This is a genomic window from Stieleria sp. JC731, assembly GCF_020966635.1.
Taxonomy (GTDB): domain Bacteria; phylum Planctomycetota; class Planctomycetia; order Pirellulales; family Pirellulaceae; genus Stieleria.
Window position 1 is genome coordinate 274,288 of sequence record NZ_JAJKFQ010000029.1, and the last position, 26,989, is coordinate 301,276.

Genomic DNA, 26,989 nt, shown 5'->3' on the forward strand with positions numbered 1-26,989 from the left:
TGTCTTGTTGCGGCGAAAGGAGTCGCCGCCAATGACAGTCGCAATCTAGCAGTCATACGCAGTGGCGATCAGATCTGCAGCTCGATCGATCTGTTCGCTACTAGTGGTCCAGCCGACAGAAACACGAATCGTTCGACCGATTTGTGATTCGGTTCGACCGATCGCGCGGAGCGTCCGGGTGAATTCATCCGGTGGCGTACCGGTTTGCGCCGATGCGATCGCCAGCTCTCGCGCCGACTCGACCAATCGGCGTGCTTCCCCCGGCAATTCCAGTGCGACAGTGTTGGGAAGCCTCGCAGTGTCTTCGCATAGAACGATCGGCGGATCACTCATCTGCTCGTACAAGCGTTGGACGAATTGATTTCTCAGTTCGGCCAATTGATCGTTCGCACTCGCGCTATAGCGTTCTGCCAAACTGGACGCTGCACCAAGCCCGATACAGGCTGGCACATTCTCCGCACCAGGCCGGAGCCCCATCTCCCGTGGCTCACCGAAAGTGATCGGATCAAGTTTCAAACCACGACGGACGTAAACCGCTCCAGAACCCTTGGGGCCGTAAAACTTGTGCCCGCTGATTGCGACGGTATCCGCACGAAGTGACTTCACGTCAACGGGAACCTTGCCAAACATTTGTGTCGCATCGCAGTGCAAACTGACGCCACGGTTATGACAACGGTCCGCGACTTCTCGCACCGGTTGGATTGTCCCCAGGATCGCATTGGCTCCCTGCAAGCACACCAATCGTGTGTCATCACGCAGCATTGCCTCGACGACCAACGGGTCGACGGTTCCATCAGTTTGACAAGGGATCGTCTGCACCTCCCAACGCTCGTCTCTGCCAGCCAAACCAAGCACTGGGCCAAGCACCGATTCGTGCTCTAGTTCACTAACCAAAATGTGGCCGGGCTTGGCGGCGTTCAGGGCACCAAGAATCGCGAGGTTATTTGCCTCGGTTCCGCCACTGGTGAAAACGATTTCGAAAGATTCACAGCCCGCCATCGCGGCGATGGATTCTCGCGCACTTTCCAGCGCTTCACTGACCGCATGTGCATGCGCGTGCTGCTGCCCGGGCAATAAATAATGAGTGGACCAGTAGGGTTGCATCGCCTCCAGCACTGAAGGGGCGAGGGGCGTGGTCCGGTTGTAGTCGAGATAGAGCAGTGACACTCGAATCGCGTGTCCTGAATGATGAGTAGCGAAGCGGGAGGGGAAAGCACAACCAGACAGAATAGTTGCTCAGTCGCAAATGTCTGTGGCTGCAGCCCCTCGTAGGAACAGTCCAATGACTTTTCGTCTTTCCCATAGCTTCGCATTTTCCGCCAAATCCCCAAAGAACCCCTAACTTGAGCGGTTCACTATTGGTGATCCATTTATTATTTGCAAGAATTCGAATTTGCGGTGATAATGCGATTCGCGGCGGCAAGCGGATGCCGACGTATGCTTCTGGGTACCAATGTGACGACGCGTTCGCGCATGCATCGACCTGACGATCAGGTTGCGGTCTCTTCTCTTCTTTTTGTCCGGAGTGCGAGCAAATGAAACGTCAAAGACTTGGTTTTACCTTGGTCGAGCTATTGGTGGTCATCGCCATCATCGGAATCCTGGTCGGCCTGTTGCTGCCGGCAGTCCAGGCTGCTCGCGAAGCAATGCGAAATGCCAATTGCCAAAGCAATATGCGGCAACTGGGAATCGCGACCCACAATTTTCACACCGATAAGAAACGCCTACCCCATTACATCACGGCATATGGCGTGTTCGATTTCGCAGGAGCGGGATTGCCCGACCCAGCCGATGATTCCGCATCTCCGGCAGCCATTCCACCACACGTCAAGGTCGGCGGTTACGCCGTTCCTTTGCTGTCTTACCTCGACAACCAGCCACTTGCCGACCGCTGGCAAATGGCCAAGTTTCCAGTCATTGACGCGACGGGAACCAGTTTCAACAAGAACTCTGCTCCAACGCTGAGCATCCTCCGCTGCCCAAGTAGCACTGTCGAAAAAGGCCCACGAGGCTGGAACACCTACGTCTTGAACACCGGTTCGGTTGATGCCGGATTCGCGAACGGGAAAAGCAGTTCCACGCCCGGACGATTTGTTGCCAATGCGATCGACAACTACACCAATCCAGATGCGTTGAAAGTGTTCGCCCGCGCCGAAGACAAGTTCAACGGCCTGTTCAATCTTGGCTATGTCGGCAGCCCTCCTTCGGGTTTTACCGTCGGCCAAGACATGACCCTTGACGATATCCGAGACGGCCGCCCCCAAACCGCAATGTTTGGCGAAAACGTTCAAGCCGAATCTTGGTTCGCGCCGGGATACCTGACCGCAACTGACCTGCAAGACTTCGACGCCTCCGGTAACCTGAATTGGACCAATGCCAGCAGCAGTGGTGCCCCGACCATGCTTCAAGCAATGCTCCGTGGAAAGTTCACCACCGGGATGGTCTGGCACTTGGAAGACGACAACGGAATCGGCACTTACCCCGCCGTTGCATCGGTTCACAAGATCAATGGCGGAGCTTCCAACCAAGCGGCCGACCGAATCGATGTCATGACGATGAACTATGGCAACTGTCGTGACCTCGCACGTCCATCATCGATGCACCCAGGTTTGGTCAATACCTGTATGGCAGACGGATCGGTTCGTTCACTGACTCAATCGATCGACTACCGTGTTTACCAAGCAATCCTGACCCCCAATGGCGTCAAGAGCGAAGTTCCATTCCAAGACTTCTTACTGACCGATCAGCTGGACTGATCACCAATCGCATTTCGAACTTCAAGAACGCTCTGGCTTTCGATCAAGCCAGGGCGTTTTTTCATTCAGTGAACTGTCAGCGTTATTAATTCATCAGTCCTGTGGCGACTCAGCATGCAGCAGCGTGGAATCAGCCTCAACCTGCACCGAACATTTATCGATCGCGGCTGGTAATAACACGGACTGCCCACATTCGATCGTGATCGACTCTGCCTCGGTCGTCAGTTTGGCCGAACCGCGTGGCACAGTCAGGATATGGAACCGACCATCACCACCGACGTCACCCTGCCCGGACTCCATCGCATCCAAACTGAATTTGTCGCACTGCACCAGACGCTGCCAGCCTTGCACGCCTTGTTGGCTTTTGCGTGCCGGAACTGGACCGCTTTCGTAGTCGGTGACATCCAACGATTGCTCGATATGCAACGGGCGTGGTTGCCCATCGGCACCGACGCGATTCCAGTCAAACAGGCGAAACGTTGTGTTGCTGGATTGTTGAATTTCGGCGATGACCAATCCGGCTCCCAAAGCATGGACGGTTCCCGCGGGGATAAACACACAATCGCCGGGGCTGGGACAAAACGAGTGCAAAACGCTCTCGGTCTGACCAGCTTGGACAGCATCAGCAAGTTCGGCTCGGCCCACGCCGGCTTTCAGCCCGGCATAAATCAGTGATCCGGGCTCGGCATCAACAACGTACCAAGCCTCCGTTTTCCCTAGGTCTGGAACCGGCATCGTGGCACCATAGGCATCATCGGGATGAACCTGAACCGACAACACGCGGTTGCAATCGAGGTACTTCAGCAACAGTGGAAAATTCCGCTCGGTTGTAGCCTTTCCGAACAACCATTTCGGGTCTTCGGCAATCAAATCGGCTAGTGTTTTTCCTGCCAAAGCTCCATTTGTCAGGACACTTTGGTCATCTCCATGGTCGACGATTTCCCAGCTTTCGGCGTAATCGCCCTCGTCGCCGATACTTTTTCCTAACATCGTGCCGAGTTTTGTGCCGCCCCAGATGGTCTGTTTAATCAGTGGACGGAAAATCAGCGGGTAACCAGGTCGGTTTGTCATGTCTGAAATTCTGAGAATGGCCGGGAAAAATCGTATTCACTGGTGACAAACCAGCGTTTGTTAGGTTTTAATGTTGGTGAAGCGATCCTCACGACCGGGTCTGATCGATCCATGACGCCAGTCGTGCTCTCGGAGCGTCTGCTCTTTTACAGACGTCTGCTTGAACAGCCAGCTACCGCCCCCCTCCGCCGCGGCATTCTATCTGGCAGTTCCAACCCCGTCACCCAGCCCCACCGAACGCCGCTAGCGATGTGCATCTGAGTTTCCGAGCTTCAGAACCAAATTCACACGCTGTTTGGGTAGCAAGGGCTGAATCACCGCAAACGTTCCAACCTCACCGTTTCGTTTTAAATCAAAGGTTTAATCGCCGTGAATGCCACACCCAAACATTCATCCAGCACAGCGAATCTAAACTCGACGAACAAAAACTCGACGAACAAGGTGAATCGTAAGCAGGACGACCTGTTCGAAAACTCGACGATGACCTTTGGCGAACACTTGGAAGAGTTGCGCCATTGTCTGATCAGGGCAATCCTCGCTTTGGCCATAGGTCTAGGCATCGGATTGACCGTTGCGAACAAGGTCGTTCGATACGTTTCCGAACCGCTTAAAGAAGCCATCCTGGATTTCAACGCTAAGAAGAACCTAGCGATGCTGGGTTATGAAGACCTCAATGATCCCAAAGTCAAAGCGTTGCTGCCCAAACTGGTTGAGCAATCGCTGAAATGGCAGGTGGTCTACGAAATCCCGTCCGAGTTTCAAACGCCGGCGACGGCAGAACTGGTCGCGAAGCCATCATCTCCCGAGACAGCTGACAAGAAGGACGCTGCAACTGACGACTTGGATAAAAAATCCGATGGCAAAGTCGTCCAAGTCGCTGATGGCCAAAAATTGGATCGAAGCGACTTAAAAGCACTTTTGCATGCCCTTCCTAGCCCCGATCAGTTGATCCCCAAAGTCCAACTGATCCGCGACACGACTGGACTGACAACACTGAAAGTCGAAGAATCGTTCATGATCTGGGTCAAAGCCGGCTTGATCGTCGGTGCTGTGGTCTCGTCCCCTGCGGTGTTCTATTTTCTTTGGCAGTTCATTGCCGCTGGACTACACCAACACGAGCGAAAGTACGTTTACATTTACTTGCCCGTCAGCGTGACCTTGTTCGTTAGCGGCGTCGTGCTGGCGTTCTTCCTGGTACTGCACTACGTGCTGAACTTCCTGTTGGCATTCAATGGCAGCATGGATGTTGAGATGGAACCGCGGCTGACGCACTACATCAACTTTGTTTTGTTGCTGCCGTTGGGATTCGGCTTGGCGTTCCAGCTTCCACTGGTGATGCTGTTCCTACAGCGAATCGGGCTGATCGAAACCGCCGCTTACGTGGGCAGTTGGCGAATCGCGATCTTGGTGATCTTTTTCCTTTCGATGATCCTGACTCCAGCCGATGTGACCAGCATGATTGCTTTGGCGATCCCGCTGATGTTCTTGTATTTCATGGGCATTTTGATGTGCCACTTTATCCCGCGTGGTCCCGGTTTGGGTAGCGGTGCGTACGACCCGGCGTAACCGGCTTCCCTGCCGTGCCGATCGTCATGCCAAGGCACTAGGCAAGACGGTCACCCAGCAATGCAGCCAAGGTTTCTTCGCTCAGCGGTGAATCTCCACCAAAGACGGTGTCATCGCCGCCTTCACCGAAGATCCAGTCGTTTCCGGCACCACCGAAGATGACATCGTCGTCACCTTCATCTTCGGCGGATGCGACAGGAGCGTCGTCCTCAACAGTTTCCATTGACTCGTCTGCAGCTTGATCATCGTCATCGAGTTCGTCACCACCGGCAACGGGCTGATCAATCACGTCGCTAGGAGCGCTGTCGCCACCGGTTGTATCCTCGGCAACTGGTTCATCGGCAAGCTCATCAACAGGCTCGTCGATTGCTTCGTCAACGGTATCTTCAACAACGGCTCCGTCGTCTGCCATGTCGGGACTGGTGGTGTCGTCAGTCGCAACCGGTTCATCGACAACCGTTTCGTCAATCGCTTCGGTAACGATGTCGACTTCCGGATCAGAGCTGTCCGTTTCGGATACTGGTTCGCTCGTTTCTTCGCCAACCATTTGCTCGTCGGTCGAAGATCCATCACCCGACAAGTCATCGGCAGTTTCTAGATCGCATTCTTCGGTCGCTGAATCGACTTCCTCGGTCATGAGTGTTTCCTCGGCAACCGTTTCGTCAGCGACGACTTCATCGGCGGTGTCTTCGCCGATGACTTCGCCTTCGGTGGAATCCTGCTGGACAGTTTCGTCGACAAATTCATCGATCACTTCTACCTCGGTCGCTTCATCACCAACCGCAGTTTCGTCAACCAATTCCTCATCAAGTAGTCCACCATTGTCGATCGCCTGTTCCTCAGTCGTCGACTCAGCAATGAACTCCTCGTCCATCAGGTCATCGCCTGCAAAGTCAACGTCCAGGTCCGCAACAACGTCGGTCTCATCAACTGCCTCTCCGGAGTCGGCGACTTCTTCAGCTGGCAATGTGTCTTCAGCTGGCAATGTGTCTTCAGCTGGCAATGTGTCTTCAGCTGGCAATGTGTCTTCAGCTGGCAATGTGTCTTCAGCTGGAAGGGTATCCTCAACCGGCATTGCGTCATCCGCCGGTTGTGTACCTGCACTGCCACAAGTTGAATCAACGGGACTGTCCGAATCATCCAAGATGTCGACTACGACGTCGTCCGTGTTGTTTTCGGGATCGATATCGCCATCGCCGGCAGGCTGGTCACCGGTGTCATCCACCGCAGTGTCGTCTTCGGCGACAGGAGCATCCGCTTCTGAATCGGTTTGGTCGACAGCATCCGCGTCACCAACAGTGTCGTCAGCTGCAGCATCATCACCGGAGTCTGCGGACCCAGGATCTGAATCGATCACGATGTTCTCGCCAGTGCCCCCTAGCAAAATGTCATCACCGCCACCGCCGAGGATGACATCGGAACCCGCACCGGCAACCAGGATGTCATTTCCCGATCCGCCCATCAGCACGTCGTTCCCGCCACCGGCCCGCATGATCGAATCGATCGACGTGTCATTGACCAGCAAGTCATCGCCAGAAAATGCTTCGAAGATAATTTTGTCGATCGCGGCGGCATCAAATGTTTGCTCTTCCGAATCGGTCACTTGGCCTTCGGAGTCAAGCGATTGCAGTTTGACAACAACCGAATTCTCGACAGTGTAAACTTCGGCGATGTCGTTGCCGGCCGTTCCTTCGATGTGCAGTGTTGTGTCGACCAGTCCGATGTCACCGGCCAAAAGTTTTCGACTTTCCAAAGCCTGAACACTTAAACGTTTCATTCCTATATCCTTAAACAAGGCGAGACAGTCGGGCACTGCCTTCATCATTTGAATCGCGAATTGGTGCCCGCGAAGGTCCACATCGAATCGCCACAAATCGTCCGATCGCGATACTGTGTGAACGGAACATCGCTAACGCACCGAGCGCGCCAATCATTCACTCGCACTGCGGAAACACTGACCAAACACCGTAAATCACGGGATATAATTCGATCGCTTTGTCATAGAACCGATGCGATGCCTAGCATGGCGCGATGGAATGAATTTCAATCTCGCGTGTAAAAACTTCTCTTTCTCTGTCCCACCTGATCGCCGACAGCCCGTTTTGATGATGCCAACCCAATGAAAAAGTCAGACGTCTTAAAGTTACTGAAAGAGAACACGAACGAACGCGGAATCGAGCACTGGAAGAAACGTGGGCAGAAAGATTCCGGCCTCAAAAGCTTTGGAATCGGGCTGACGGTCTTGCGAAAACTAGCAAAACAGATCGGTCGAGACCACGAACTCGCACTTCAGCTTTGGAAGTCGGATGTTTACGACGCAAAAATCGTCGGCCTGCTCATCGATGAACCCAAAAAGGTCTCTCGCCAGCAAGCTGAACAGCAGGTCGAAGATTTAAAAGGCGGCTACCTAACGCACGTTTTTGCATCCTGCGACGCGACACTCGCCAAGACGCCGATCGCTTTTGACTTGGCATGCGACTGGATGGAAAGCGAAGATCCGCTCCGACGCCAATGTGCGTACGGACTGATTTACGAACTGTCCAAGAAGAACCCCAAGGGGATGGATGACGAGTTTCTTATATCGCTAATCAAACGCATTCAAGATACGATTCATGACGAACCCATGTGGGTTCGAGAATCCATGAACGCAGCCTTAATGGGAATTGGCAAACGCAACAAGAAACTTAACCAAGCAGCTTTGCGAGCAGCCAAGGCAATTGGTCCCGTCGACATCGACTATGGCGACGACAACGCATGCCAGCCTCTGGACGTGGTGAAACATCTTACCGCCGATCACCTAAAGCAGAAGCTTGGTATTAAGTAGGGTGGCTGGTCGGCACGGCGCAGCGTGCCGGGTACTTTGGGAATGCTCGAATCGTACCCATCACGGTCCCCGTGATGCAGCCGGGTTGCTTTGGTAGACCGGGATACTAGCTAGCGGCACGGCGGAGCGTGCCGGGTACTTTGGGAGTGCTCAAATCGTACCCATCACGGTCCCCGTGATGCAGCTGGATTGCTTTGGTAGACCGGGATACTAGCTGGTCGGCACGGCGGAGCGTGCCGGGTACTTTGGGAACGCCTGAATCGTACCCATCACAGTCCCCGTGATGCAGCTGGGTTACTTTAGTAGACCGGGATGCTAGCTGGCGGCACGGCGGTGCGTGCCGGGTACTTTATGCCGAGTACTTTTGTGGGGAAGGGTGTAGGTGTTGCTAGAACTGGTCCGGGGCGTTCGGCTGCTGCCAGGCACTCATGCCACCGTCAACGTAAATCGTTTGGCCATGGACATGCTCGGCAGCATCGGATAGCAAAAACACGACCGTTCCTGCACAGGCATTCGCCGGTGGGACTTGTCCATTTGGCGTATGCAACTCCATCCAACGTCGCATGTTGCCTTGATCAATCGCAGGGCCGGTCAATGGCGTCCAAACCAATCCCGGTGCCATCGCGTTGACTCGAATGCCATGAGGCGCCAGAGATACACAAAAGCTACGGACCATCGCCGCGACCGCTCCCTTGCTGGTGTCGTAAGCAGTGTGGTCAAGCTCGGACAACAATCCGTTGATCGATCCTGTAAACACCACCCGACCTGTGATACCATCTGCCGCCCATCTCCGGGAAATTGCCTGAGTCAAAAAATACCCGGCGCTGACATTCAGATGCATCGTCTTCATGTAGCGATCGAAATCCATTTCGAAATAGGGAACGTCGCAATAGGTGCCCGCATTGTTGACAAGTAGGTCGACATCCGGCATCGCCAAGACAATGTCGTTGACCAAGGAATCCATGTATTCTCCGGGCGCGCGTGACAGATCACAGCACAATAAAGTTGCCGAAACGCCTTCCTCCCGACACCGCTGAAGTGTTCGCTGTGCTTGATCATCGTCATCCAACCCGACCAACAAAACATCCGCCCCGGCTTTGGAAACCGCGACTGCTATTTCGCCACCGATACCTTGCGTGCCTCCGGTGATCAGTGCTTTGCGACCTTGCAGTTGCTTCATGAAATTGACCGTGTGTGTTTCCACTAAGACTGTCACTTCGAGGTGAACCGATTTCATATGCGGCAGGTGATTGCCACGGACGCCAATATAGCGGCTCTCCACACCCCAATTGTCGATGTGATTCACATCCGATGCGTCCAGTGCGATTTGCAGGGCGGTCATCTTGTCGGCCCCATCAAAACTGTGCAGACTACCCTGCCGACACATGGCTCTGCAGGAACGGTCTAGCTAGCCAATTCAGATCAGCAGCAAGTCATTTGCTTGCCATAAAATGACGGCCCCAATTGCAAACGATGTGTCGTTTCAACTCCCTTCCCCGGACCAATCATCTCGCAAATGTCACACGAAGCTCGATTTGAATCACTCGGACTGGAACTACCACCAGCACCAAAGCCAGCAGGTGTCTACAAACCGATCGTCGTCGTCAACGGGATCGCCTATTTGTCGGGGCATGGTCCACTGCAATCCAACAAGACACTGATCACCGGACGTCTCGGCTTGGACATGGACGTCGAAGCTGGCTATGACGCTGCTCGACAAACCGGACTTTGTTTGCTCGCTACCCTAAAAGCCCACTTCGGAACGCTCGACAAAGTCAAACGCGTTGTCAAATTGCTGGGCTTGGTCCAGTGCGTTGACGGATTCCCGGATACACCTGCGGTCATCAACGGGTGCAGCGAACTGTTCCGTGACGTGTTTGGGGAAGAAAACGGTGTTGGTGCCCGCAGTGCGATCGGTACAAACAGCTTGCCAGTCAAAATGGCTGTCGAGATCGAAGCGATCTTCGAAGTGGAAGAATAGACCACGGAGTGTGCACAGTCGCGCGGTCAACGCTCAATTCAACTTTGCCGCGCGAATGCTCGCGATCGCGAATCAGGATCCTACAGATTTGATTTGCGATCGGAGCTGTTTTGCTCGATCGCAAGTCAAGTGACAACGCCTCATCACGGGGCACATCCCGAGGCATCACTGCACAATCTCCATGCAGAAAAGGAAGCGGCTAGCCTTCGCCAGATAGCTTCCTGACGGTGCGACAAGAAACCCAACTCGGCTCTAGCGGAACCCTGAACGCCGCAATCTGTCATCAATGCCGCTGGGTAATCCCGCACCTTTTGCTGGGATCCGAGCCTCTGCGTCGCAAGCCTGAAATGGCATTTTCTGGCCCATTAGATGCACTCTAGGTGAATCCAATAACGATTCAATCTGGCCCTGGAGAACACGCCATGGGATTCTTGGACGAATTAAATACGGAGCGAGTGAAGGATCTTCCGCTCAGAGACGCGATCGCGATAAACGAACACACCATCGCGCGAGCCGCAATCGCGCTGATGCGATCAAATGACATCGGGTGCGCTGTTGTTGTCAAACATCAGTGGGAACCCTGCGGCATGTTTACTGAACAGTCCGTCATTCGGTTGCTACACGATGGCGTTTCGCTGGACTCGACTGCGGTGTCGAAATACCTGGATCCGTCGTATCGCTGCGTTTCGCTGTCTTCACCAATCCGTCGTGTCTGGGACGCGATCGTCAATGATGGTGCGCGATTTTTGTGTGTCACCGACGACGACGGCCAACTCGTCGGACTCGCCGGTCAGCGGAGCCTGGCGGAGTACTTGGGCGATTGCTATGCCCGCCAAGTCGCCGTCCAACGGCTTGGCAGTAAACCTTGGATGCTCGAACGAGAAGGTGCTTAAAGATGAACCAATACCATCGCTTTGATGCCCCTGATCCACTGCCCGATCCACTGAGTGATTACGATCGTCCAGAGTATCGCGACAGCACTGCTGAGCACCTGGGGGAACACCAAGTCAATGAAATCAACCATCATCCCTACCTGACGATTGATGCCGAGGCGACAGTCGAACAGGCAATCGATCTGCTACACAAGGAAGGTGTCTCTAGCCTGCTGGTACTGCGGGACGACAAACTGGTCGGGATCTTTACCGAACGGGACGTGCTGGAAAAGATCGCGGAACGGTACAACCGAGTCCGCCTTGATCTGGTCGAAGACTACATGACCAATGACCCCACGATCGTCTACTCGGGCGTGCCTGCCGCGGCGGCCGTTGCGGCAATCGCGATTGCTGGCCATCGGCACGTTCCGGTGCTGAACATGGACGACGAAATCGTAGGAATCGTCAGCCCCAGACGAGTCTTCCAATTCGTCGAAACCTCTTGGCAATCGTAGCAGCCAATCTAGTGATCGTCCGGCGGGATATTCCGAGGACTAGACCGTCGCTCGAACGGAATGCTTAAGTCGGCCATCCATTGTCGATGACCGACTTCATTGCATCCAAAGTCTCTTTGCTGACGTGATGCTCAATCCCTTCACTGTCGATAGCCGCTGTTTGCTCGCTGACGCCAAGCCGCCGCAGGAACGCTTCGACGATCTCATGCCGCTGTTTTGATCGCGTCGCCAAACGCTTTCCATCGGGAGTCAACTCGATCGGCTGATAAGGTGCGGTGACAACCAAACCGTCGCGTTGCAACCGCTTGATCGTGTTGTTGACCGTTGCATGCGTGACCGCAAACTGCTCCACCAAGTCGACCGCGCGACAGACGCCATTGCTGGCGATCGACTCGGCGATCGCTTCGACATAGTCTTCAGCAACCTCGCTGGCATGGTCGCGACGGGTTCGTTCGTGTTTTTTCTTTCGCAATGAGGGCTGGCCGATTCAGAAATATGGTTTTGGAAACACATATTCTAGAACATCTTCCTGTCCGTCTGCGAGGTCGCTTGACACGTTGAAACGCCGATTGTTGGCCCCCACGAACCCACCCTACTTGCAAACGAATCGCTTGCGGGATAATCTTAGCCGACACTAACTTAGCCCAGACTAAGTCGGCGTTGGGCTTGCGTATCCTGTCACGAGCAGCGACAGAGAAACACCGCGTTTGAAACACACCCAGAAAGTTAGCCATTGCTAACTTATAGGATTTCCATGATCTCAAGAAACTTGGTTCGCCGTCCGCGTGGATTCACGCTCATTGAATTGCTGGTGACGATCGCGATCATCGGCATGCTCGTTGGGCTTCTGCTACCCGCAGTGCAAGCATCCCGAGAGGCGGCTCGGCGAATGTCCTGTAGCAATAACCTGCGGCAGATCGGATTGGCGACTCAAAACTATCATTCGGCCTTTCGCCAGTTTCCTCCGGGATACGTTTCCCATCCCACGCGTGATGGCAACGCTCCACCAAACGTGCGAATGGATCCGATCACCTGGGACGCGGGTCCTGGCTGGGGATGGCAATCGGCAATCCTGCCCCACGTCGAAGCTGGGTCGTTGTTCGGGTCATTGCGGATGGACCAACCCCTTTGGTCAGATCACAACCGCGAACTTGTAGCCCAAGATCTTCCTTGGACACTTTGTCCGTCAGCCACCGAAAGCGAAAATCCGCTTTGGGTTCAAAATGAATCTGGCGACACGATGACGATCGCCGGGGCCGAGCTTCGCTTGGGAAGAAGCCATTACGTCGCCAGCCACGGCCAAGAAAGCTGCTGGGGCGAATGTGGATCCGCTGCCACCGGCGAGGTCTTTAGCAATATCTATACCGCGGAAACGAAGATCGTCAAAATCGAAGGAGACGCCCAACAAGTTGCCGACGGACCGTTCTATCGAAATTCACGAACCAGATTTCGAGACGTCCTTGATGGGACCACAAACACGATCTTTTATGGCGAACACAGCTCTGCGCTCAGCGACAAAACTTGGGCCGGAGTCGTTCCTGGTGCCTTTACCCATCCAAAGTTTTCCAGCCCCGAAAATGGGCCCGACGCAGCGGCGACGCTAACCCTGGTCCACGGGGGGCCTTCAGGTGGCGAGCTTGACATCACCGGAAACCCCATCATTCACCCGGTCAATTTCCCAACCTATCACGTCGGGCAGATGTACTCCCAACACCAAGGCGGCGGCTATGTCTGCATGGGCGACGGTTCCATCCAGTTCATCACCGATTTTGTAGACCTACTCATTTGGGCGGAACTGTGTAGCATGCGAGAACATGAAGTCATCAACTGGGAGAAACTCTAGTGAGTACGCAATCACGCCAGAACTTTTTATTGGCCTTCGCCACCCTGGCGGTCGTCGGCTTTGCGCTTTACTTCTTTTTTCCCAAAAGCGAAATCGTCCTGAGTAAGCCGGGATACGACATCACCCTGGCTCTTTTTCGCACCTGCAACCAAAGCAGTGATATCGAGGTCGCTCGAATTGAGCAGCTCGTTCAGCGGATGCGAAACCAACTTCAAGCCGAAGAAGTCTCTGCGATCGAATCCATTCTGGCATTCGCAAAGGACGGACAGTGGAAAACAGCAGACTTGGCTTGTCGACAATTGCTTGAAGCACAAATCAGTCGCCAGTAACCTCAGTCGCAGTAACCACTGAACGAACGACTGATTGTCGACATTGAACCCGAGTGCCATAGCTGCCGTTAAAGTCAGCCATAGCGACTTCGCTGTTGAATTGCCATCGCCCCAGTGCTTTCACGGTCGAAAGCACCGGTTGCCCTTACTGCCTAAGACACGGCTGCGACCGAAACCTTAGACGTTCTTCCAGGCTCGTTCGCTGGCACTTGCCAAAACCGCATCACAAACCTTTTGGGTTTCCAGGGCTGTTCGGAAAGTTGGCTCGCACGGCTCACCGGTTTCCAACGACTTCAAGAAGTCAGCAACCTGGTGAATGAAGCTATGTTCGTAGCCGATGTTCAAACCTGGAACCCACCAATTTCCCATATAGGGTTGGTCACCATCGCTGATGTGGACGCTGCGCCAACCGCGGACGATTGAGTCATCATTGTGATCGAAGTACTCCAGGCGATGTAGATCGTGCAGATCCCATCGGATCGAAGCATTTTGGCCGTTGATCTCGAAGGTGTAGAGTGCTTTGTGGCCGCGTGCATAGCGGGTCGATTCGAATAGCCCCAACGATCCATTTGCGAAGTGGCAATGGAATGCACAGGCATCATCGATCTTGACTTGCTTTTTCTCACCGGTTTCCGCATGGACACGTTCTTTGATGAACGTTTCGGTCACAGCAGAAACGTCGCTGATACCACCGTTCAACCAGATCGCCGTGTCGATGCAGTGAGCCAGCAAGTCACCCGTGACACCGCTTCCCGCCGCTTCGGCATCCAATCGCCAAGTGGCCGCGCCACCCTGAGGAACGTCTTCGGAGATCGTCCAGTCCTGCAGAAAATTGGCGCGGTAGTGATAAATCTTTCCGAGCCGCCCTTCATCGATCAGTTGCTTTGCCAAAGTAACCGCTGGGATACGACGATAGTTGTACCAGACGGTATTTTTAACGCCGGCCTTCTCGACCGCTTCACACATCCGTTCGCCTTCGGCGGTGTTCATCGAGATCGGTTTTTCGCAAAGCACCATCTTGCCAGCTTCGGCAGCTGCGATGGCGATCTCCGCATGCAGATTGTTAGGCGTGCAGATATCAATCGCGTCGATATCATCACGTTTAAGCAACTCTTTCCAGTCGGTTTCGACTGACTCATATCCCCACTGATCGGCAAACGCCTGTGCCTTTTCTTTGTTCCGCGCACAGACGGCTTTCAGAACCGGTTTGTACTCAAGATCAAAAAAGTGATTCGCTTGGCAGTAACCATTGCTGTGAGTCCGGCCCATGAATCCATAGCCGACCATACCGATATTGAGAGGTTTCATGATGAAATTGTTGGAAGGTAGTCGTGGTGGGTAGTTGAATTGAGGAGGAGGAGGCGACCTGCTTGCGAAGCAATCGTTCAGACATGCAAGATGTCATGCAAGACATCGCCACTTGTCGATCTCGCTGGCGCCGACAGATGCACCAAGCGAATCACGGCGAAAGCTTTCAGATCGCTTCGTCGACTTTGATCATCGCGTCAAGAATTGTGTTCCAAGTGTCTGGCTTTTCCAAAGTCGCATTGGGGAACATACAGCCGTCCCAGCAGATGTGTTGGATGCCGCGTTGATCGGCATCTTTCAACCAGTACTGGGAACAGCGAACGATGTCCAACTTTCCGTTTGGATCATCAGCCGGGCAGTGCTTTCCGGTCTTGTCGTGCGTTCCTGCGCCGTGAACTTGTCCGTCGTTTTGTGCGACGTGAAAGTCGATCGTCCAAGGGCGAAGCTTGTCCGTCATTTGCTCGTACGCGGCGTAGAACTCTTCTTCGCTATACCCGTCTTTAAGCAGTGCATGTTCCGGTGCGTTGTATCCCATCAGATACAGATAGGTGTGCGCCAAGTCGGCTTGGAACCCAAGCGTTTCAGGCATGCCGACTTCTTCAAGCAAGTCCAGCATGTCTTTCCAACTGTGCATCCCGGCCCAACAGATCTCACCTTCGGCGGCCAAACGTTCGCCGTGATCAGCCGCAATCTTCGCCGCTTCACGGAACGTACCGGCGATCTTCTTCGTATTCGCCGGTGCGTCCTCACGCCATTTTTCGACACCGAATTCGGCGCTGTCGATACGGATGACTCCGTACTGACGAACGCCGTGCTCGTTGAAGATTCCTGCGATGCGGCATGCCATTTTCACAGCCGACAAAAACTTGTCGACCTGTTCTTTATCACCCATCGCGGAATCACCAACGGTTCCTGGCCAAACCGGAGCGACCAACGACCCAACGGCGAAACCTTTCGACGCGATCAGATCCGCGATCTTTCGCAGTTCATCGTCGCTGGCTTGCGGATCGGTGTGTGGCAAGAACAGGAAGTAATCGATCCCGTCGAACTTACGGCCATTAACTTCGGCTGCTGCGGTCAAGTCCAACATGTGTTCCAGGCTAATTGGCGGCTCCTCACCGGGACCGTCACCTTTACCAACCAAGCCTGGCCACATCGCGTTATGCAGTTTCATCGTTCTCTATCGCGTTAAAAATCGAAGGGAAAATTAATCGTGTTCGGCGGACGCAGGATTGCTGATCAGCTACCAGCTTTTGGCAAGTTGTCGTGTGTGTTTGGACCGAAGTATCGCAGACCGACGAGCGGTTCGCTGCCAAGGTTTTCGATCTCGACCCCACCGGTAGCCGCGACGTGAGAGATAAAGACTTCGTCCGTCGTGTTTTCTCCGAAACGAATCATCGCCGGCGTTTGCAAATCCAATGCGCCCATTCGGCCGCGTCCCTGGACCGTGATCCAGCTGCTCGCACCGGGATCTTTTAGCGTGCACTTCGCCCCAGGTTGAATCGTCATTTCCTTGGCGCTAAACAGCTGCTGTCCGTCAACGGTTCCGTAGACGATCCATTTGTCGACATAGCCGTCTCCACTGCGACTTTCGTCAACGATAGGCTCCAAGTAGTTGCTTTCTTTGAAGTGGGTGTCGACGTTCTTGTCCCAATCCAACTGCCCGACGATGAAGTCCAAGTCTTGATGCTTCTCTTCCGGCATGTCTTTAACGAGCAGTTCCCATGGCACGTAGCGTCCTTCGACGATGGACTGATACATGCCGAAGACGTCGCTGCCCCATTGTGGCTCGTAGGTGCAAAGTGAACCGGGAGCATGCAAAACGCCAGGAGGAATCAACCAGCCGGTACCACGCTTCAGGCGATAGGCACGACTGAGGTCCAGGATGCCATTGTCACCTTCGTTCCAGTTTTCCAAACAACGGCGAACGTCTTCGGGCTGCGTTCCGGGTTCCAGCCCCATGAAGGTGTACGCGAAGTTGTTGTCGACGTTATTCAGCTGTGGTGGGAAGTAGTAACTTTCTGGCTTGCCTTCTTGTCCAACCAATGCGGCGTCTTCGAAAGACTGGTGCATGTGGTGCGGGATAGGCCCCATGTTGTCAAAGAACTTGCTGTAGACAGGCCAGCGTTCATATTTGCCAAAGATCGCTTCACCGACGATGTCGTTGCCTCGTTCTGCGACAGCATCTTTGAGCATGAACTTTTGGCCTTCGAACAAACAGAAGCTCTGCCCTTCGTGCCACACGCGACCGTCATTTGCCGCGTCGGTCGTGCTACCGAACCAACGCTCATCGATTCCGCCTCGGTTGGCCCCGAAGCGATAGTAATCGCCGGGGTGCAATTTGATTCGGCGTCCGGGATGCAAGAAAGATCGGGGAACCCAAGTCGGAGTGAGTCGCAGCAAACCGCCACCGGCGTCCATCGCCGAATCCAAGATGGAAGAGACCGAATCGCCTTTGATGAGACCGTCATCGAGCTTTACTTGAGTCATAGAAGGTGACTAACTGAGGGTGGTGGAGGGAAATGCGAGCGCCAATTATCGCATGTTTGCGGCGGCAAGTCTGCCCGCATGTTGTATTGACTGCAGACACCGGCGACAAGATTGCTGGCATCTTCACACCACCAAGAATACCGGCGAATTTAGATTCGCTGCGGCGAAAGACCGCCCGAACCGCACAAGCGGCAGGGATCACCTCGTTGGGCAACACCCCGACGTAGCGATGACGACTTGTCGCAGGAGGCTCAAGCACCAATCCAGATCACCTCCACGCGAAAGAACACGATGTGATAAAACCGGAATCCGGTGCAGATCCAGAAGCGAGCCGAAGGAAAAACGGAGTGCGAAATCGACACAACGGATGGGCCCCTGGATTGATCGAACAAGATCGTCGACACTGACTGGCCCACTCAGCTTGCCGCGACGCAGCCTCATGATGCACACGCGTTTGTCGGCGAAGACATTTTTCAAAATGTCCGTGTCCAAGGTTTTCAGACGCGTGCTTGGTGCGGCCCAAATCGAGCTCAAAATTACTGACGAGACAACAACGCAATGGTGAAAACGCGCACGCTTCGATCCATCGACGACCGCACGCAAAGCATCCTTTGGTACGAGAAGTCTCCGTTGGCCCTGATGGTCGAGACCGCCGAAGGCACGATCACATGTAAGCACGGTCGATTCGTCGGCGGGCGATCCGATGGAGTCGAAATTGTGCGTATCGACACGGGTGCGATTGTCTTGGATGTGTTGCCAACGCGCGGAATGGCGATTTGGAAAATCGAATCGCGAGACACTCGTTTCGGTTGGGACTCGCCAATCGACGGACCGGTCCATCCGTCATTGGTGCCAACCTATGATCCTAGCGGTCTTGGCTGGCTGGAAGGCTTTGACGAACTACTCACCCGTTGTGGACTCAACAGCAACGGGGCGCCCGAACACGACAACAGCGGAAAACTTGTCCATCCTCTTCACGGGAGGATTGGCAATTTGCCGGCGGACGGTTTAGTCGTCGAATATGACGAAGTCGCGGGTCGTCTGGAACTGATCGGTGAGATCCGAGAGAGTCGGCTGTTCTTTCCCAACCTGCGATTGGTCAGCCGGATTCGCGTCCATGTTGGAAGCACGAAAGTCGACGTTCTGGATGACGTCACCAACGACGGTTCGCAAGAAGCAACGATGCAATTGCTGTATCACATCAACGTCGGCAGCCCCGTCTTAGAAGCCGGCTCAAAGGTTGTAATGCCGATCGAAGAGCTAGCCCCGAAAGATTCGCTTTCGGCGGGTGAGATCGAAACCTGGGATAAGTACGAAGGCCCGCAGTCGGGATACTCCGAACGTGTCTATTTCGCAAAATTGCGCAGTGACGATCACGACCAAACAACCGTGATGCTGCACAACGCTGGCGCCGATCGTGGCTTGGCGGTGACCAGTTCGACGCGAACACTGCCTCGATTCATCGTTTGGAAAAATACCGGCGACTTAGCAGATGGATACGTCACCGGTCTGGAACCGGCGACCAACTATCCCAACACTCGGTCATTTGAAGCCAAGCAAGATCGAGTCTTAAAGATCGCACCGGAGCAAACGATTTGCTTCCGAGTCTCCCTGGAACCGCTGACCGATAGCGAAGCGGTCAATGCGACCCGCGATCGAATCGACCTGATTGCCGGAAGCGATCCGACAAAAATCCACAGCACGCCACGTCCAGGCTGGACGCCAGGTGCATGACGCAATCGATGCGTGCACGCGCATTGATTGCTGAACTAGTTGGTTTCGGGATTTCCGATCACACCACTGCTGACAGGCCAGCCTTGCGCCCATTGCAATTGGACCTGTGCCCGGTTGTGATCGGCTACCGCCTGAAGGTATGCCTCGTTGGCTTTCTGAAACGCCTCGTTGGACTGTAGCACTTCGAGCGGAAGCCCCTCACCGTCACGAATCCGAGAAAGATTTCGTTCGTAGCTCTGAGACGCAGACTTGATTGCGATTTGAGTCGATTCGATACGAGCCTTCGTTTGGATGACTTGCCAATAGGCCTGCGAAACTTGCTCGGCCACTTGGTCCATCCGGCGCAAACGTTCGTATTTCGCTTGCTGAATCTCCGCGGACCGAACACGCCGTGCGGCTCGATCGCCAAACCCAAGGTTCCGAAGCTGCCAAGTCATCGCCGCATCGAAGTCATACCGACTGTCAAAGTTCTCTGGATCGGCTCCCAAGCCGCCACCAAACGAACCGGTCGAGAATCCAAGCAAAACACTGGGAACCAGCGGAGCATACTTTTCTCGGCGATAAGCTTCACAGGCCGCCGCCACCAAAGCGCTCGATTCCTTCAGCTCCGGCCGTCGACTTAGCCCGGTCGCGACCATCATGCCCTGCATTGATGATTTTTCCGCCGCCGACATTTTGGAGACGTCATCAAGTTGGTTCAGGTCCAACGGAATCATTCCGACATCGACCGCGTGAACCAGACGTGTGTCTTCCAAGCTGATCGCTCGTGTCAGTTCAGCGGATTTCATCGCGACGAATTGATCCGCCTCCGCCAAGCGACTGTTGACGAGTGCCAACTCGGTTTCCAATCGGTCGGCGTCGGCCCGCAAACCTTCACCAGCTTCGGCGTAGTCCGCGGTCAGTTTCGCAAGCTTTTGTGTTCGATCGACACAGGCATTCCAAATCGCGACGCGCTGCTGTGCTTCTAACAAATTGATGTACGCGACCGCGACATCCCGAAGTGTCTGATTTAAAGCTGCACCGGCAGCGTGTCCCTGGGCCCACGCGTTCTTTTCGGCAACGCGTGGCAAAAACACCGCGTCGGCAAGATGAAATTGTGCAACTACGCCGGGATTGGGAGTCGTCCCTGCCCCCGTCGCTCGATTCCCCAAACCGTACTGAAATGAGTTTCGGTTGACATCGACGATATTGCCATCACTCGCTTGATAGTTTCCGTCATGTCGATGAAACGAGAACCCGGCTTGGATCGATGGAAGCCACAAAACTTGGGTCTGTTCAAGTTGGGCATAGGCATGCTGCACTCGCCATCGGGCATGGCCGACAACTGGATGCCCTGCTGACACCATCGCAAGAGCGGATGGCAGGTTAAGTGACAACTTGCCATCGGAATCCCAATCGTTGTCTAAACCAGAGTTGCTTTCGCCCGCAACGTCATCGGTGATTTCATTGCCCAGATTGACGAGCTGCCTGACCGTCATGTCTTCATCGCCCGCCTCCGCTTCATCGATTAGCAACTCGGCAAGTCGTGATTGAGACTTCGGATGATCCGCAGAGAAAGCGAGCGCGTCGTCTACAGAATTTGGCTCGGCGACTTCCCAAGCGGTCACCGCAAGTGCCGGAGTGGCCTTTGACTCTGCAGCGGCTGCTTTAACTTTGTCGACTTGCAGGTCACTCGACTGGACCACCGGAGTCTCGGCAGGCGAAGCGGCCTCGATCGCTAAACCAGGCGCTTCGGCAGGCAAGGTCGATCGCGATGCCGTGCACCCAACGGAAAAGACACCGGCGAGCCCAAGGCAACCGATTTTGACGATGGATTTTCCCATGCTTTGACCCGCTCGAACGATTTCCGGAAACAACGGTCCTACGGATTTTGCTTCGGCAACCGACAGCAACGAAAATAGCGTGCGAATCGAATGGGAGAATCAAGATTGTCATTTTCGAGCGTTAAAATGACTGTTGTGATAACTATGATGCGGACACAGTTCGGGCAAACGTTGTCGTCCGTAACGATTATGCGGGTCGCGAGAAAACGACCTGGCGAGACAACGCCCACCTGCACCGCCCCCCGACAACGATCGCTTCAAAGCTTTCTTACATGACAAAGAAGAAAACTGTCTGGCTTGCCATTGCAATGGCTGTAACGATGACGACTGCCGGATGCCGACGGTCGACCGATGTCAAATTGATTGACGAAGACAAGTTCAAGACGCCGGTGCGAACGGTGGCGCTGAGCACCAACACGCTCGAACGCTCGACGGTTCAGCCCGCCAGCATCCACGCGTATTACGAAAGTCACGTTCGTCCACAAGCCACTGGCGTTGTGACGGAGATCGCGGTCGATATCGGTGACGTTGTCAAGAAAGGCGATGTGCTGTTGAAAATTGAAGTCCCCGAGCTGCTCATGCAGCGAGAGATTCTTCGAGCCAAGGTCAGCCGCTTGGAAGCCGCCGAACGGCGTGAATCTGCTGGTGTGGAATTGGCGGCCGCAGAAGTCACCTCGGCAGAAGCACAACTCAGTGAAGCGAAAAGCTTGCTAGGTCAAATCGACGCTTCGTTGGCGGCATCCGAATCTGAGTTCAACCGAACCGAAGACTTGGTCAATCGTGGTTCACTGCAACAACGTGTTCTCGATGAAGTCCGAAAGAAACGAGACAGTGAAGCCGCCGCCAAACAATCCGCTTCAGCGGCTATCGAATCGTCGCAAGCGATGGTTAAAGTTGCGATGGCCAAGCAGACTGCCGCTGCGGCAGATCTCGATGCGGCAAAGGCGGAAACAGAAATAGCCCGACGCCAATTGGATGAAATAGAAGTTCTGATCGACTTTGCTTCCGTCCGGGCCTCGATTGAGGGCGTGATCACCGCTCGAAATGTCGAGCCGGGTAACCTTGTCGGACCGGACGCCGAAGGCAGCAAACCACTGCTAGTGATCAGTCAAATTGACAAGGTCAGAGTCCGAATCCCTGTCCCCGAGATCGAAGCCGCTCACGTCTCTCGCGGCGACCAAGTATCGCTGTCGTTCCCTTCGTTTGCCGATGAACCGCCGATCAAAGGGACCATCGCTCGAACGACTTCGGCATTGACACCGCAATCACGGACGATGCTAGCCGAGGTCGACCTAGAAAACGGTGAAGGAAAGTTCTTGCCGGGCATGTTCGGTCAAGCATCGATCCAGATGGCGGCGCAGACGACAGCAAAAACTTTGCCATCTCGGGCGATCCACTTCGGTGAAAACGGCAAGGCCCATGTCTATGTGGTCGATGCGAATGACATCGTCACCGTGGCCCAAATTCAAACGGGACAGGATGACGGATTGATGATCGAAGTGCTTTCTGGCCTTGATCCGAATGCGCGTGTGATCGACGCCAATCTACATCGATTCACTGATGGCGAGAGCGTTCAAGTTTTGGACCGCTAGTTCAATCCGCTTCTTGCTTCATTGACTGCCTCGCATCACCAGCACGTGTCTTTCAGACTTTGATTTATGAGCCTTATTCAGTTCTCTTTGCGGAACCGATTCGCCGTATTGGCCGCGACAATTGCGTTTGGTGTCCTTGGCGTTGCGGTGATCCCCGGCATCACGATCGACATCCTTCCCGATTTTAAAAAACCGGTCGTCGTCAGTTTCTTTTCCTATCCGGGGCTGCCCACCATGGATATGGAAAAATCGGTGACCAGTCGGGTGGAACGTGCACTCACACTTGCCGGAAAGATCGAACATCAAGAATCACGGACTGTCCCTGGCGCCGCCGTGATCAAAGTTTTCTTTCAGCCAGGTGCCGATCCAAGCTCCGCGATGAACGACATCGTTAACTTGGAAGCCAGCGACATGTTTCACCTGCCGCCTGGGATCGAATGGCCGTTTACCTTGCGCAGCGAGCCCGCAAACCTACCCGTCGTACTCGCCGCGATTTCTGGTGAAGGGCTAAGCGAACAACAGCTTTACACCATCGGCTACTACGCCGTCCGGAACAAAATGGGCGGATTAAAAGGAGTCCAAATCCCGCACCCCTTCGGCGGCAAGTTTCGCCAGATGATGGTGTATGTCGATCCTGCGAAGCTGCAGGCCTATCACCTCAGTGCAACCGAAGTGGTCGACGCCCTACAGAAAAGTAATCTGGTACTGGCATCGGGAACGGCGCGAATGGGTGGACTGGACTATCAGATCCATCCGCGCAACACATTGCCAACGATTGAAGAAATCGAAGCGATCGCGATCACCGTCCGAGACAACCAGCCGATTTACATCCGCGATGTTGGCCGCGTCGTCGACGACGCGGCGTTGCAATACAACATCGTACGGGTCAATGGAAAGCGGAGCGTCTACTGTCCTTTACTGCGTGAACCTGGCGAAAACACCATCGCCGTAGTCGACCGCATCTACGAAGGCATCGGGTCAGAGATTCCTAAGATGAAGGAACGAGGTGACATCCCCGAAGCGACCGAAGTCACCTTGGTTTCAGACCAATCGAGTTACATCCGCAACGCAATCGCGAACCTCTACACTCAGATCGGCTTGGGTGCAGTCCTGGTCGCGGTGGTCGTCGTCATTTTTCTTCGACGATTCCTGCCGACAGTCGTCATCGTCTTGTCGGTGTTGTTTGCCGTGCTGATTGGCAGTTTGGGCTTTGCGTTTACCGGTCAAACCATCAACGTGATGACGCTGGGAGGCCTTGCCTTGGCGATCGGTACCGTTGTCGATGCTGCGATCGTCGTCGTGGAAAACGTGATCCGACATCAACGCATGGGCAAGTCTCCCATGGACGCCGCTCTCGACGGCACATCAGAAGTTTCCGCTGCGATTCTCGCCGGAACAATGACGACACTTGCCGTGTTCCTGCCAGCGGTATTTCTAACCGGGATGATTCAGTATCTATTCACACCGCTTTCACTGGCGGCAACATTGACAATTGCAGCCTCCTACGTGTTGGCTTTGACGGTCGTTCCGGCATTCTGTGGAACATTCATCCGGACGCGCGTGCAAGCGAAGCAAACAGATCAACAGTCGCGATCGACAACGACGCCTTCCGACGGTATCTACACTCGTCTGTTGTCAAAGCTATTTGCAGCTCCAGCGGTTGTCTGTCTTGTGATCATCGCTGCAACTGCAGCAAGTTTTGCTTTCGCACCTCAATTGGGAACAGAGTTGTTTCCCAGCGTCGATTCGGGTTCATTCGAATTGCGGATCAAAACGACGCCGGGTACGGAATTGGTCGAAACAGAAAAGCTTGTCGAACGGATCGAGAACACAATCAAAGGCGTCATTCCTGAAGAAGAAATCGAAACGCTGATTGCCAACATCGGCCTGCCCGTCGGAAAAGGCGCGGGCTTCTCGACCGTTCTTAGCAGCAACTCTGGCCCAGACACGGCCTACTTAATCGTCAATTTGAAGCAGACCAACCGGACCACCGGTACGCAGCAATACATTCGGACGCTGCGAGAAAAGCTAGCCGAAGAATACCCACTGGAAAAGTTTCTGTTCGTTTCAGGTGGCATCGTCAACATGGCGCTGAACGAAGGCGTCGCGACTCCGATCAATATCCAAGTCTCCGCCGGAACATTAGGACAGTGCCGTGATGCTGCAGAAAGGATCGTCCAATCGGTCCGCCGCATTCCTGGGACTGTCGACGTTCAAATTGCTCAATCATTGGATTACCCGCAATTTGATATTCAAGTCGACCGGACCCGAGCAAAATATTTGGGACTTGAACAAGAAGACGTCGCCCAAACGATCCTGACATCGCTGGGATCCAGTGTTGGGTACTCTCCAACGATTTGGATCGACCCGAATTCGGGCGTCGACTTTTTCATGGGCGTTCAATACGAATCGAATACGTTCGAGTCACTTGAAGACATCCGCAACATTCCGATTTCCTTGGAGACACCGGACGGGCCGATGACGATCCCTCTGTCCAATATCGCAACGATCAAGCGTGTCACCATTCCAGGTGAAATCGCCCACTACAACATCTCTCGTGTCAACGACATTCATGTCAACGTTGATGGCCGAGACATCGGATCGGTCGCCGCGGACATTGACTCAGTCTTAGACACCCTTGAATTTGAAAACGGAGTGAACGTGACGCTCGGTGGACCGGTCGAAAAGATGAGAACTGGGATGAGCACACTTGGCATCGGACTAGCCGTTGCCGTTTTGTTGGTTTATCTCGTACTGATGGCTCAATTCAAATCGTTTGTCGATCCATTAATCATCATGCTTTCGGTTCCACTAGGAATCGGTGGGATCATCGTGGTGCTAATCGGGACCGAGACGACGCTGAATATTCAATCGTTGATGGGCACACTCATGATGGTTGGGGTCGTCGTCAACAATGCGATTTTGCTGGTGGATTTTGCAAACCAAGGCAGGCAGTCAGGCCAATCGCCTAAGGAAGCGATGCTGTCGGCAGCGAGCGTCCGACTAAAACCGATCTTGATGACGTCACTCACGCTTGTCGCTTCGATGCTGCCACTCGCATTTGCGTTCGCACCGGGAAATGAAGCCATGCTTCCGTTGGCTCGGGCATTGCTGGGCGGCATGGTCGTTAGCACGATCTTGACGCTGGTGCTCGTCCCCTGTGTTTATATTTTGGTGCATCGCCCGACTTCGGCGACGGCCTCGACAGTGGGATAAATCGATTCGCCAAAGCTTTCTTAGGTGATGATGACGCCCTCGAAATGGCTACAATCATCGCCTCACTGGCTTGTTTGTTCCTCGGCGTGTTCAAATCGCGACACCGACCACCGAAGCCTCCCCACCGACTCTCTTCAAAAAAAGATTCGCCATGCGTTTACAAATCTGCAGCTGGCAACTGATCGTTGCAATCGCCTTCACCGCTTTCAACGCATCGACATCGATAGCCCAGGAAGGTGACGACGCTTCGGTTACGGCCCCCTATGAAGAAGCGGCTTTGCAGCGATGGGAAAAGGACATCGCAGAATTTGATGCACTCAATGAGGAACAAGAACCTTCATCGGAATCGATCTTGTTCATCGGCAGCAGCAGCATTCGATTGTGGAAATCGATGCAGCGCGATATGGCGCCCTACAAGACGATCCGCCGCGGCTACGGTGGTGCAAAATTCACCGACATGGCCGTCTTCGCCGAACGTCTGATCACGCCGCATCAGTACCGCGCGGCAGTCATGTTCGTTGGCAACGGCATCAGTGATAAACCGGACAGCCACACGCCTGACATGATCGAGCCGCTGGTTCGACATATCATCGAAACATCACAGCAGCACCAACCGGGCACTCTGTTTTTCTTGATCGAGATCACACCGACTCAAAGTCGATTCAAGATTTGGGACAAGATTCGCGCCGTCAACGAACGCCTCCGTGAGATCGCGCTCACCACGCCGAATACTTATTTCATTGCCACCGCAGGCGATTACCTGCACACCGATGGGCAACCACGAACCGAGCTGTTCATTTCGGATCAACTGCACATGAATGAACAGGGCTACCAGTTGTGGTCAAAGCTGATCCGCCGCCGCCTGGATGACGTGCTTCGTCTACAAGCGGTCGAGCAGGCTGGCGAGTAGGCATCCTTAGGCTTGAAGGTTTCGCCGGAAACTTTTCGTCGCCGCGACCACGTCGACTCTGGTCGGATGACGCATCCGAACGAAGAAACGGTACGGTGAAACGGATCGGAACGATTGTAGGGCTGAAAAACCGGCTCGACTGATCGGATCAATTTCTCT

Annotated in this window: 22 protein-coding genes; 13 read left to right on the forward strand and 9 right to left on the reverse strand. The window is 54.2% G+C overall.

Features of this window, described 5'->3' with window-relative positions; translation table 11 throughout:
• Nucleotides 1-45: 45 nt before the first annotated feature.
• On the reverse strand, nucleotides 46-1,167 hold the full coding sequence (locus LOC67_RS25765; protein ID WP_230265726.1) for a cysteine desulfurase family protein: 1,122 nt from the start codon (nucleotides 1,165-1,167) through the stop codon (nucleotides 46-48).
• 368 nt (nucleotides 1,168-1,535) lie between these two features.
• Here LOC67_RS25765 and LOC67_RS25770 point away from each other — a divergent pair, with 368 nt between their 5' ends.
• Entirely contained in the window at nucleotides 1,536-2,756 is a 1,221-nt protein-coding gene (locus LOC67_RS25770; protein ID WP_230265727.1) for a DUF1559 domain-containing protein, read from the forward strand.
• A gap of 93 nt (nucleotides 2,757-2,849) precedes the next feature.
• Here the strand turns inward: LOC67_RS25770 and LOC67_RS25775 are convergent, their stop codons facing one another.
• The gene (locus LOC67_RS25775; protein ID WP_230265728.1) at nucleotides 2,850-3,827 is read right to left on the reverse strand and encodes a type I phosphomannose isomerase catalytic subunit; all 978 of its coding nucleotides are present in this window, start codon (nucleotides 3,825-3,827) and stop codon (nucleotides 2,850-2,852) included.
• Nucleotides 3,828-4,268: 441 nt separating this feature from the next.
• Between LOC67_RS25775 and tatC the strand changes: the two genes are divergently transcribed.
• Complete coding sequence (gene tatC, locus LOC67_RS25780; protein WP_230265729.1) at nucleotides 4,269-5,393, forward strand: twin-arginine translocase subunit TatC; 1,125 nt, start codon at nucleotides 4,269-4,271, stop codon at nucleotides 5,391-5,393.
• Between the two features lie 37 nt (nucleotides 5,394-5,430).
• On the opposite strand, the gene LOC67_RS25785 is transcribed toward tatC, so the two are convergent.
• A complete protein-coding gene (locus LOC67_RS25785) occupies nucleotides 5,431-7,170 on the reverse strand; it encodes a hypothetical protein (protein ID WP_230265730.1) in 1,740 nt (579 codons plus the stop codon).
• 342 nt (nucleotides 7,171-7,512) lie between these two features.
• Between LOC67_RS25785 and LOC67_RS25790 the strand changes: the two genes are divergently transcribed.
• Entirely contained in the window at nucleotides 7,513-8,217 is a 705-nt protein-coding gene (locus LOC67_RS25790) for a DNA alkylation repair protein (RefSeq protein WP_230265731.1), read from the forward strand.
• Between the two features lie 388 nt (nucleotides 8,218-8,605).
• Here LOC67_RS25790 and LOC67_RS25795 read toward each other — a convergent pair whose 3' ends face one another.
• Nucleotides 8,606-9,559 (reverse strand): SDR family NAD(P)-dependent oxidoreductase, encoded by a 954-nt coding sequence (locus LOC67_RS25795; RefSeq protein WP_230265732.1) that lies wholly within the window; start codon nucleotides 9,557-9,559, stop codon nucleotides 8,606-8,608.
• Nucleotides 9,560-9,733: 174 nt separating this feature from the next.
• Here LOC67_RS25795 and LOC67_RS25800 point away from each other — a divergent pair, with 174 nt between their 5' ends.
• From LOC67_RS25800 to LOC67_RS25810, 3 genes are all read left to right on the forward strand, one after another.
• Nucleotides 9,734-10,198 carry a RidA family protein gene (locus LOC67_RS25800; RefSeq protein WP_230265733.1) on the forward strand — a complete coding sequence of 155 codons (465 nt, stop codon included), beginning with the start codon at nucleotides 9,734-9,736 and terminating at the stop codon, nucleotides 10,196-10,198.
• Nucleotides 10,199-10,620: 422 nt separating this feature from the next.
• Nucleotides 10,621-11,091, forward strand: coding sequence for a CBS domain-containing protein (locus LOC67_RS25805; RefSeq protein ID WP_230265734.1), 471 nt, complete (start codon nucleotides 10,621-10,623; stop codon nucleotides 11,089-11,091).
• Between the two features lie 2 nt (nucleotides 11,092-11,093).
• Nucleotides 11,094-11,585: a CBS domain-containing protein gene (locus tag LOC67_RS25810; protein ID WP_230265735.1), complete on the forward strand. Its 492-nt coding sequence runs from the start codon at nucleotides 11,094-11,096 to the stop codon at nucleotides 11,583-11,585.
• Nucleotides 11,586-11,649: 64 nt separating this feature from the next.
• Here LOC67_RS25810 and mntR read toward each other — a convergent pair whose 3' ends face one another.
• Complete coding sequence (gene mntR / locus LOC67_RS25815; RefSeq protein WP_230265736.1) at nucleotides 11,650-12,057, reverse strand: manganese-binding transcriptional regulator MntR; 408 nt, start codon at nucleotides 12,055-12,057, stop codon at nucleotides 11,650-11,652.
• 282 nt (nucleotides 12,058-12,339) lie between these two features.
• Here mntR and LOC67_RS25820 point away from each other — a divergent pair, with 282 nt between their 5' ends.
• Nucleotides 12,340-13,428: a DUF1559 domain-containing protein gene (locus LOC67_RS25820; protein WP_230265737.1), complete on the forward strand. Its 1,089-nt coding sequence runs from the start codon at nucleotides 12,340-12,342 to the stop codon at nucleotides 13,426-13,428.
• The gene (locus LOC67_RS25825) at nucleotides 13,428-13,757 is read left to right on the forward strand and encodes a hypothetical protein (protein ID WP_230265738.1); all 330 of its coding nucleotides are present in this window, start codon (nucleotides 13,428-13,430) and stop codon (nucleotides 13,755-13,757) included. The genes LOC67_RS25820 and LOC67_RS25825 overlap by 1 nt, the downstream gene beginning before the upstream one ends.
• A 177-nt stretch (nucleotides 13,758-13,934) precedes the next feature.
• Here the strand turns inward: LOC67_RS25825 and LOC67_RS25830 are convergent, their stop codons facing one another.
• From LOC67_RS25830 to LOC67_RS25840, 3 genes are all read right to left on the reverse strand, one after another.
• Nucleotides 13,935-15,065 carry a Gfo/Idh/MocA family protein gene (locus LOC67_RS25830; RefSeq protein ID WP_230265739.1) on the reverse strand — a complete coding sequence of 377 codons (1,131 nt, stop codon included), beginning with the start codon at nucleotides 15,063-15,065 and terminating at the stop codon, nucleotides 13,935-13,937.
• Nucleotides 15,066-15,231: 166 nt separating this feature from the next.
• Nucleotides 15,232-16,239 (reverse strand): sugar phosphate isomerase/epimerase family protein, encoded by a 1,008-nt coding sequence (locus LOC67_RS25835; RefSeq protein WP_230265740.1) that lies wholly within the window; start codon nucleotides 16,237-16,239, stop codon nucleotides 15,232-15,234.
• Between the two features lie 65 nt (nucleotides 16,240-16,304).
• On the reverse strand, nucleotides 16,305-17,555 hold the full coding sequence (locus tag LOC67_RS25840) for a hypothetical protein (RefSeq protein WP_230265741.1): 1,251 nt from the start codon (nucleotides 17,553-17,555) through the stop codon (nucleotides 16,305-16,307).
• A 32-nt stretch (nucleotides 17,556-17,587) separates the two neighbouring features.
• Between LOC67_RS25840 and LOC67_RS25845 the strand changes: the two genes are divergently transcribed.
• Both LOC67_RS25845 and LOC67_RS25850 read left to right on the forward strand, forming a co-directional pair.
• Nucleotides 17,588-17,782, forward strand: coding sequence for a hypothetical protein (locus tag LOC67_RS25845; RefSeq protein WP_230265742.1), 195 nt, complete (start codon nucleotides 17,588-17,590; stop codon nucleotides 17,780-17,782).
• Nucleotides 17,783-18,113: 331 nt separating this feature from the next.
• Nucleotides 18,114-19,289 carry an aldose 1-epimerase family protein gene (locus LOC67_RS25850; RefSeq protein ID WP_230265743.1) on the forward strand — a complete coding sequence of 392 codons (1,176 nt, stop codon included), beginning with the start codon at nucleotides 18,114-18,116 and terminating at the stop codon, nucleotides 19,287-19,289.
• Nucleotides 19,290-19,324: 35 nt separating this feature from the next.
• Here LOC67_RS25850 and LOC67_RS25855 read toward each other — a convergent pair whose 3' ends face one another.
• On the reverse strand, nucleotides 19,325-21,112 hold the full coding sequence (locus tag LOC67_RS25855; RefSeq protein WP_230265744.1) for a TolC family protein: 1,788 nt from the start codon (nucleotides 21,110-21,112) through the stop codon (nucleotides 19,325-19,327).
• Between the two features lie 272 nt (nucleotides 21,113-21,384).
• Between LOC67_RS25855 and LOC67_RS25860 the strand changes: the two genes are divergently transcribed.
• The 3 genes from LOC67_RS25860 to LOC67_RS25870 all read left to right on the forward strand — a co-directional run bounded on the left by LOC67_RS25860 (nucleotide 21,385) and on the right by LOC67_RS25870 (nucleotide 26,830).
• Entirely contained in the window at nucleotides 21,385-22,704 is a 1,320-nt protein-coding gene (locus LOC67_RS25860; RefSeq protein ID WP_230265745.1) for an efflux RND transporter periplasmic adaptor subunit, read from the forward strand.
• 66 nt (nucleotides 22,705-22,770) lie between these two features.
• Nucleotides 22,771-25,920 carry an efflux RND transporter permease subunit gene (locus LOC67_RS25865; protein ID WP_230265746.1) on the forward strand — a complete coding sequence of 1,050 codons (3,150 nt, stop codon included), beginning with the start codon at nucleotides 22,771-22,773 and terminating at the stop codon, nucleotides 25,918-25,920.
• A gap of 151 nt (nucleotides 25,921-26,071) precedes the next feature.
• A complete protein-coding gene (locus tag LOC67_RS25870) occupies nucleotides 26,072-26,830 on the forward strand; it encodes a GDSL-type esterase/lipase family protein (protein ID WP_230265747.1) in 759 nt (252 codons plus the stop codon).
• Nucleotides 26,831-26,989: the final 159 nt, after the last annotated feature.

Excerpts from the sequence above, each read along its gene's own strand:
- LOC67_RS25770 (WP_230265727.1), top strand. The coding sequence starts at position 1,536 with ATGAAACGTCAAAGACTTGGTTTTACCTTGGTCGAGCTATTGGTGGTC.
- LOC67_RS25775 (WP_230265728.1), bottom strand. The coding sequence starts at position 3,827 with ATGACAAACCGACCTGGTTACCCGCTGATTTTCCGTCCACTGATTAAA.
- LOC67_RS25785 (WP_230265730.1), bottom strand. The coding sequence starts at position 7,170 with ATGAAACGTTTAAGTGTTCAGGCTTTGGAAAGTCGAAAACTTTTGGCC.
- LOC67_RS25790 (WP_230265731.1), top strand. The coding sequence starts at position 7,513 with ATGAAAAAGTCAGACGTCTTAAAGTTACTGAAAGAGAACACGAACGAA.
- LOC67_RS25795 (WP_230265732.1), bottom strand. The coding sequence starts at position 9,559 with ATGACCGCCCTGCAAATCGCACTGGACGCATCGGATGTGAATCACATC.
- LOC67_RS25800 (WP_230265733.1), top strand. The coding sequence starts at position 9,734 with ATGTCACACGAAGCTCGATTTGAATCACTCGGACTGGAACTACCACCA.
- LOC67_RS25805 (WP_230265734.1), top strand. The coding sequence starts at position 10,621 with ATGGGATTCTTGGACGAATTAAATACGGAGCGAGTGAAGGATCTTCCG.
- LOC67_RS25810 (WP_230265735.1), top strand. The coding sequence starts at position 11,094 with ATGAACCAATACCATCGCTTTGATGCCCCTGATCCACTGCCCGATCCA.
- LOC67_RS25820 (WP_230265737.1), top strand. The coding sequence starts at position 12,340 with ATGATCTCAAGAAACTTGGTTCGCCGTCCGCGTGGATTCACGCTCATT.
- LOC67_RS25830 (WP_230265739.1), bottom strand. The coding sequence starts at position 15,065 with ATGAAACCTCTCAATATCGGTATGGTCGGCTATGGATTCATGGGCCGG.
- LOC67_RS25835 (WP_230265740.1), bottom strand. The coding sequence starts at position 16,239 with ATGAAACTGCATAACGCGATGTGGCCAGGCTTGGTTGGTAAAGGTGAC.
- LOC67_RS25840 (WP_230265741.1), bottom strand. The coding sequence starts at position 17,555 with ATGACTCAAGTAAAGCTCGATGACGGTCTCATCAAAGGCGATTCGGTC.
- LOC67_RS25845 (WP_230265742.1), top strand. The coding sequence starts at position 17,588 with ATGCGAGCGCCAATTATCGCATGTTTGCGGCGGCAAGTCTGCCCGCAT.
- LOC67_RS25850 (WP_230265743.1), top strand. The coding sequence starts at position 18,114 with ATGGTGAAAACGCGCACGCTTCGATCCATCGACGACCGCACGCAAAGC.
- LOC67_RS25855 (WP_230265744.1), bottom strand. The coding sequence starts at position 21,112 with ATGGGAAAATCCATCGTCAAAATCGGTTGCCTTGGGCTCGCCGGTGTC.
- LOC67_RS25860 (WP_230265745.1), top strand. The coding sequence starts at position 21,385 with ATGACAAAGAAGAAAACTGTCTGGCTTGCCATTGCAATGGCTGTAACG.
- LOC67_RS25865 (WP_230265746.1), top strand. The coding sequence starts at position 22,771 with ATGAGCCTTATTCAGTTCTCTTTGCGGAACCGATTCGCCGTATTGGCC.
- LOC67_RS25870 (WP_230265747.1), top strand. The coding sequence starts at position 26,072 with ATGCGTTTACAAATCTGCAGCTGGCAACTGATCGTTGCAATCGCCTTC.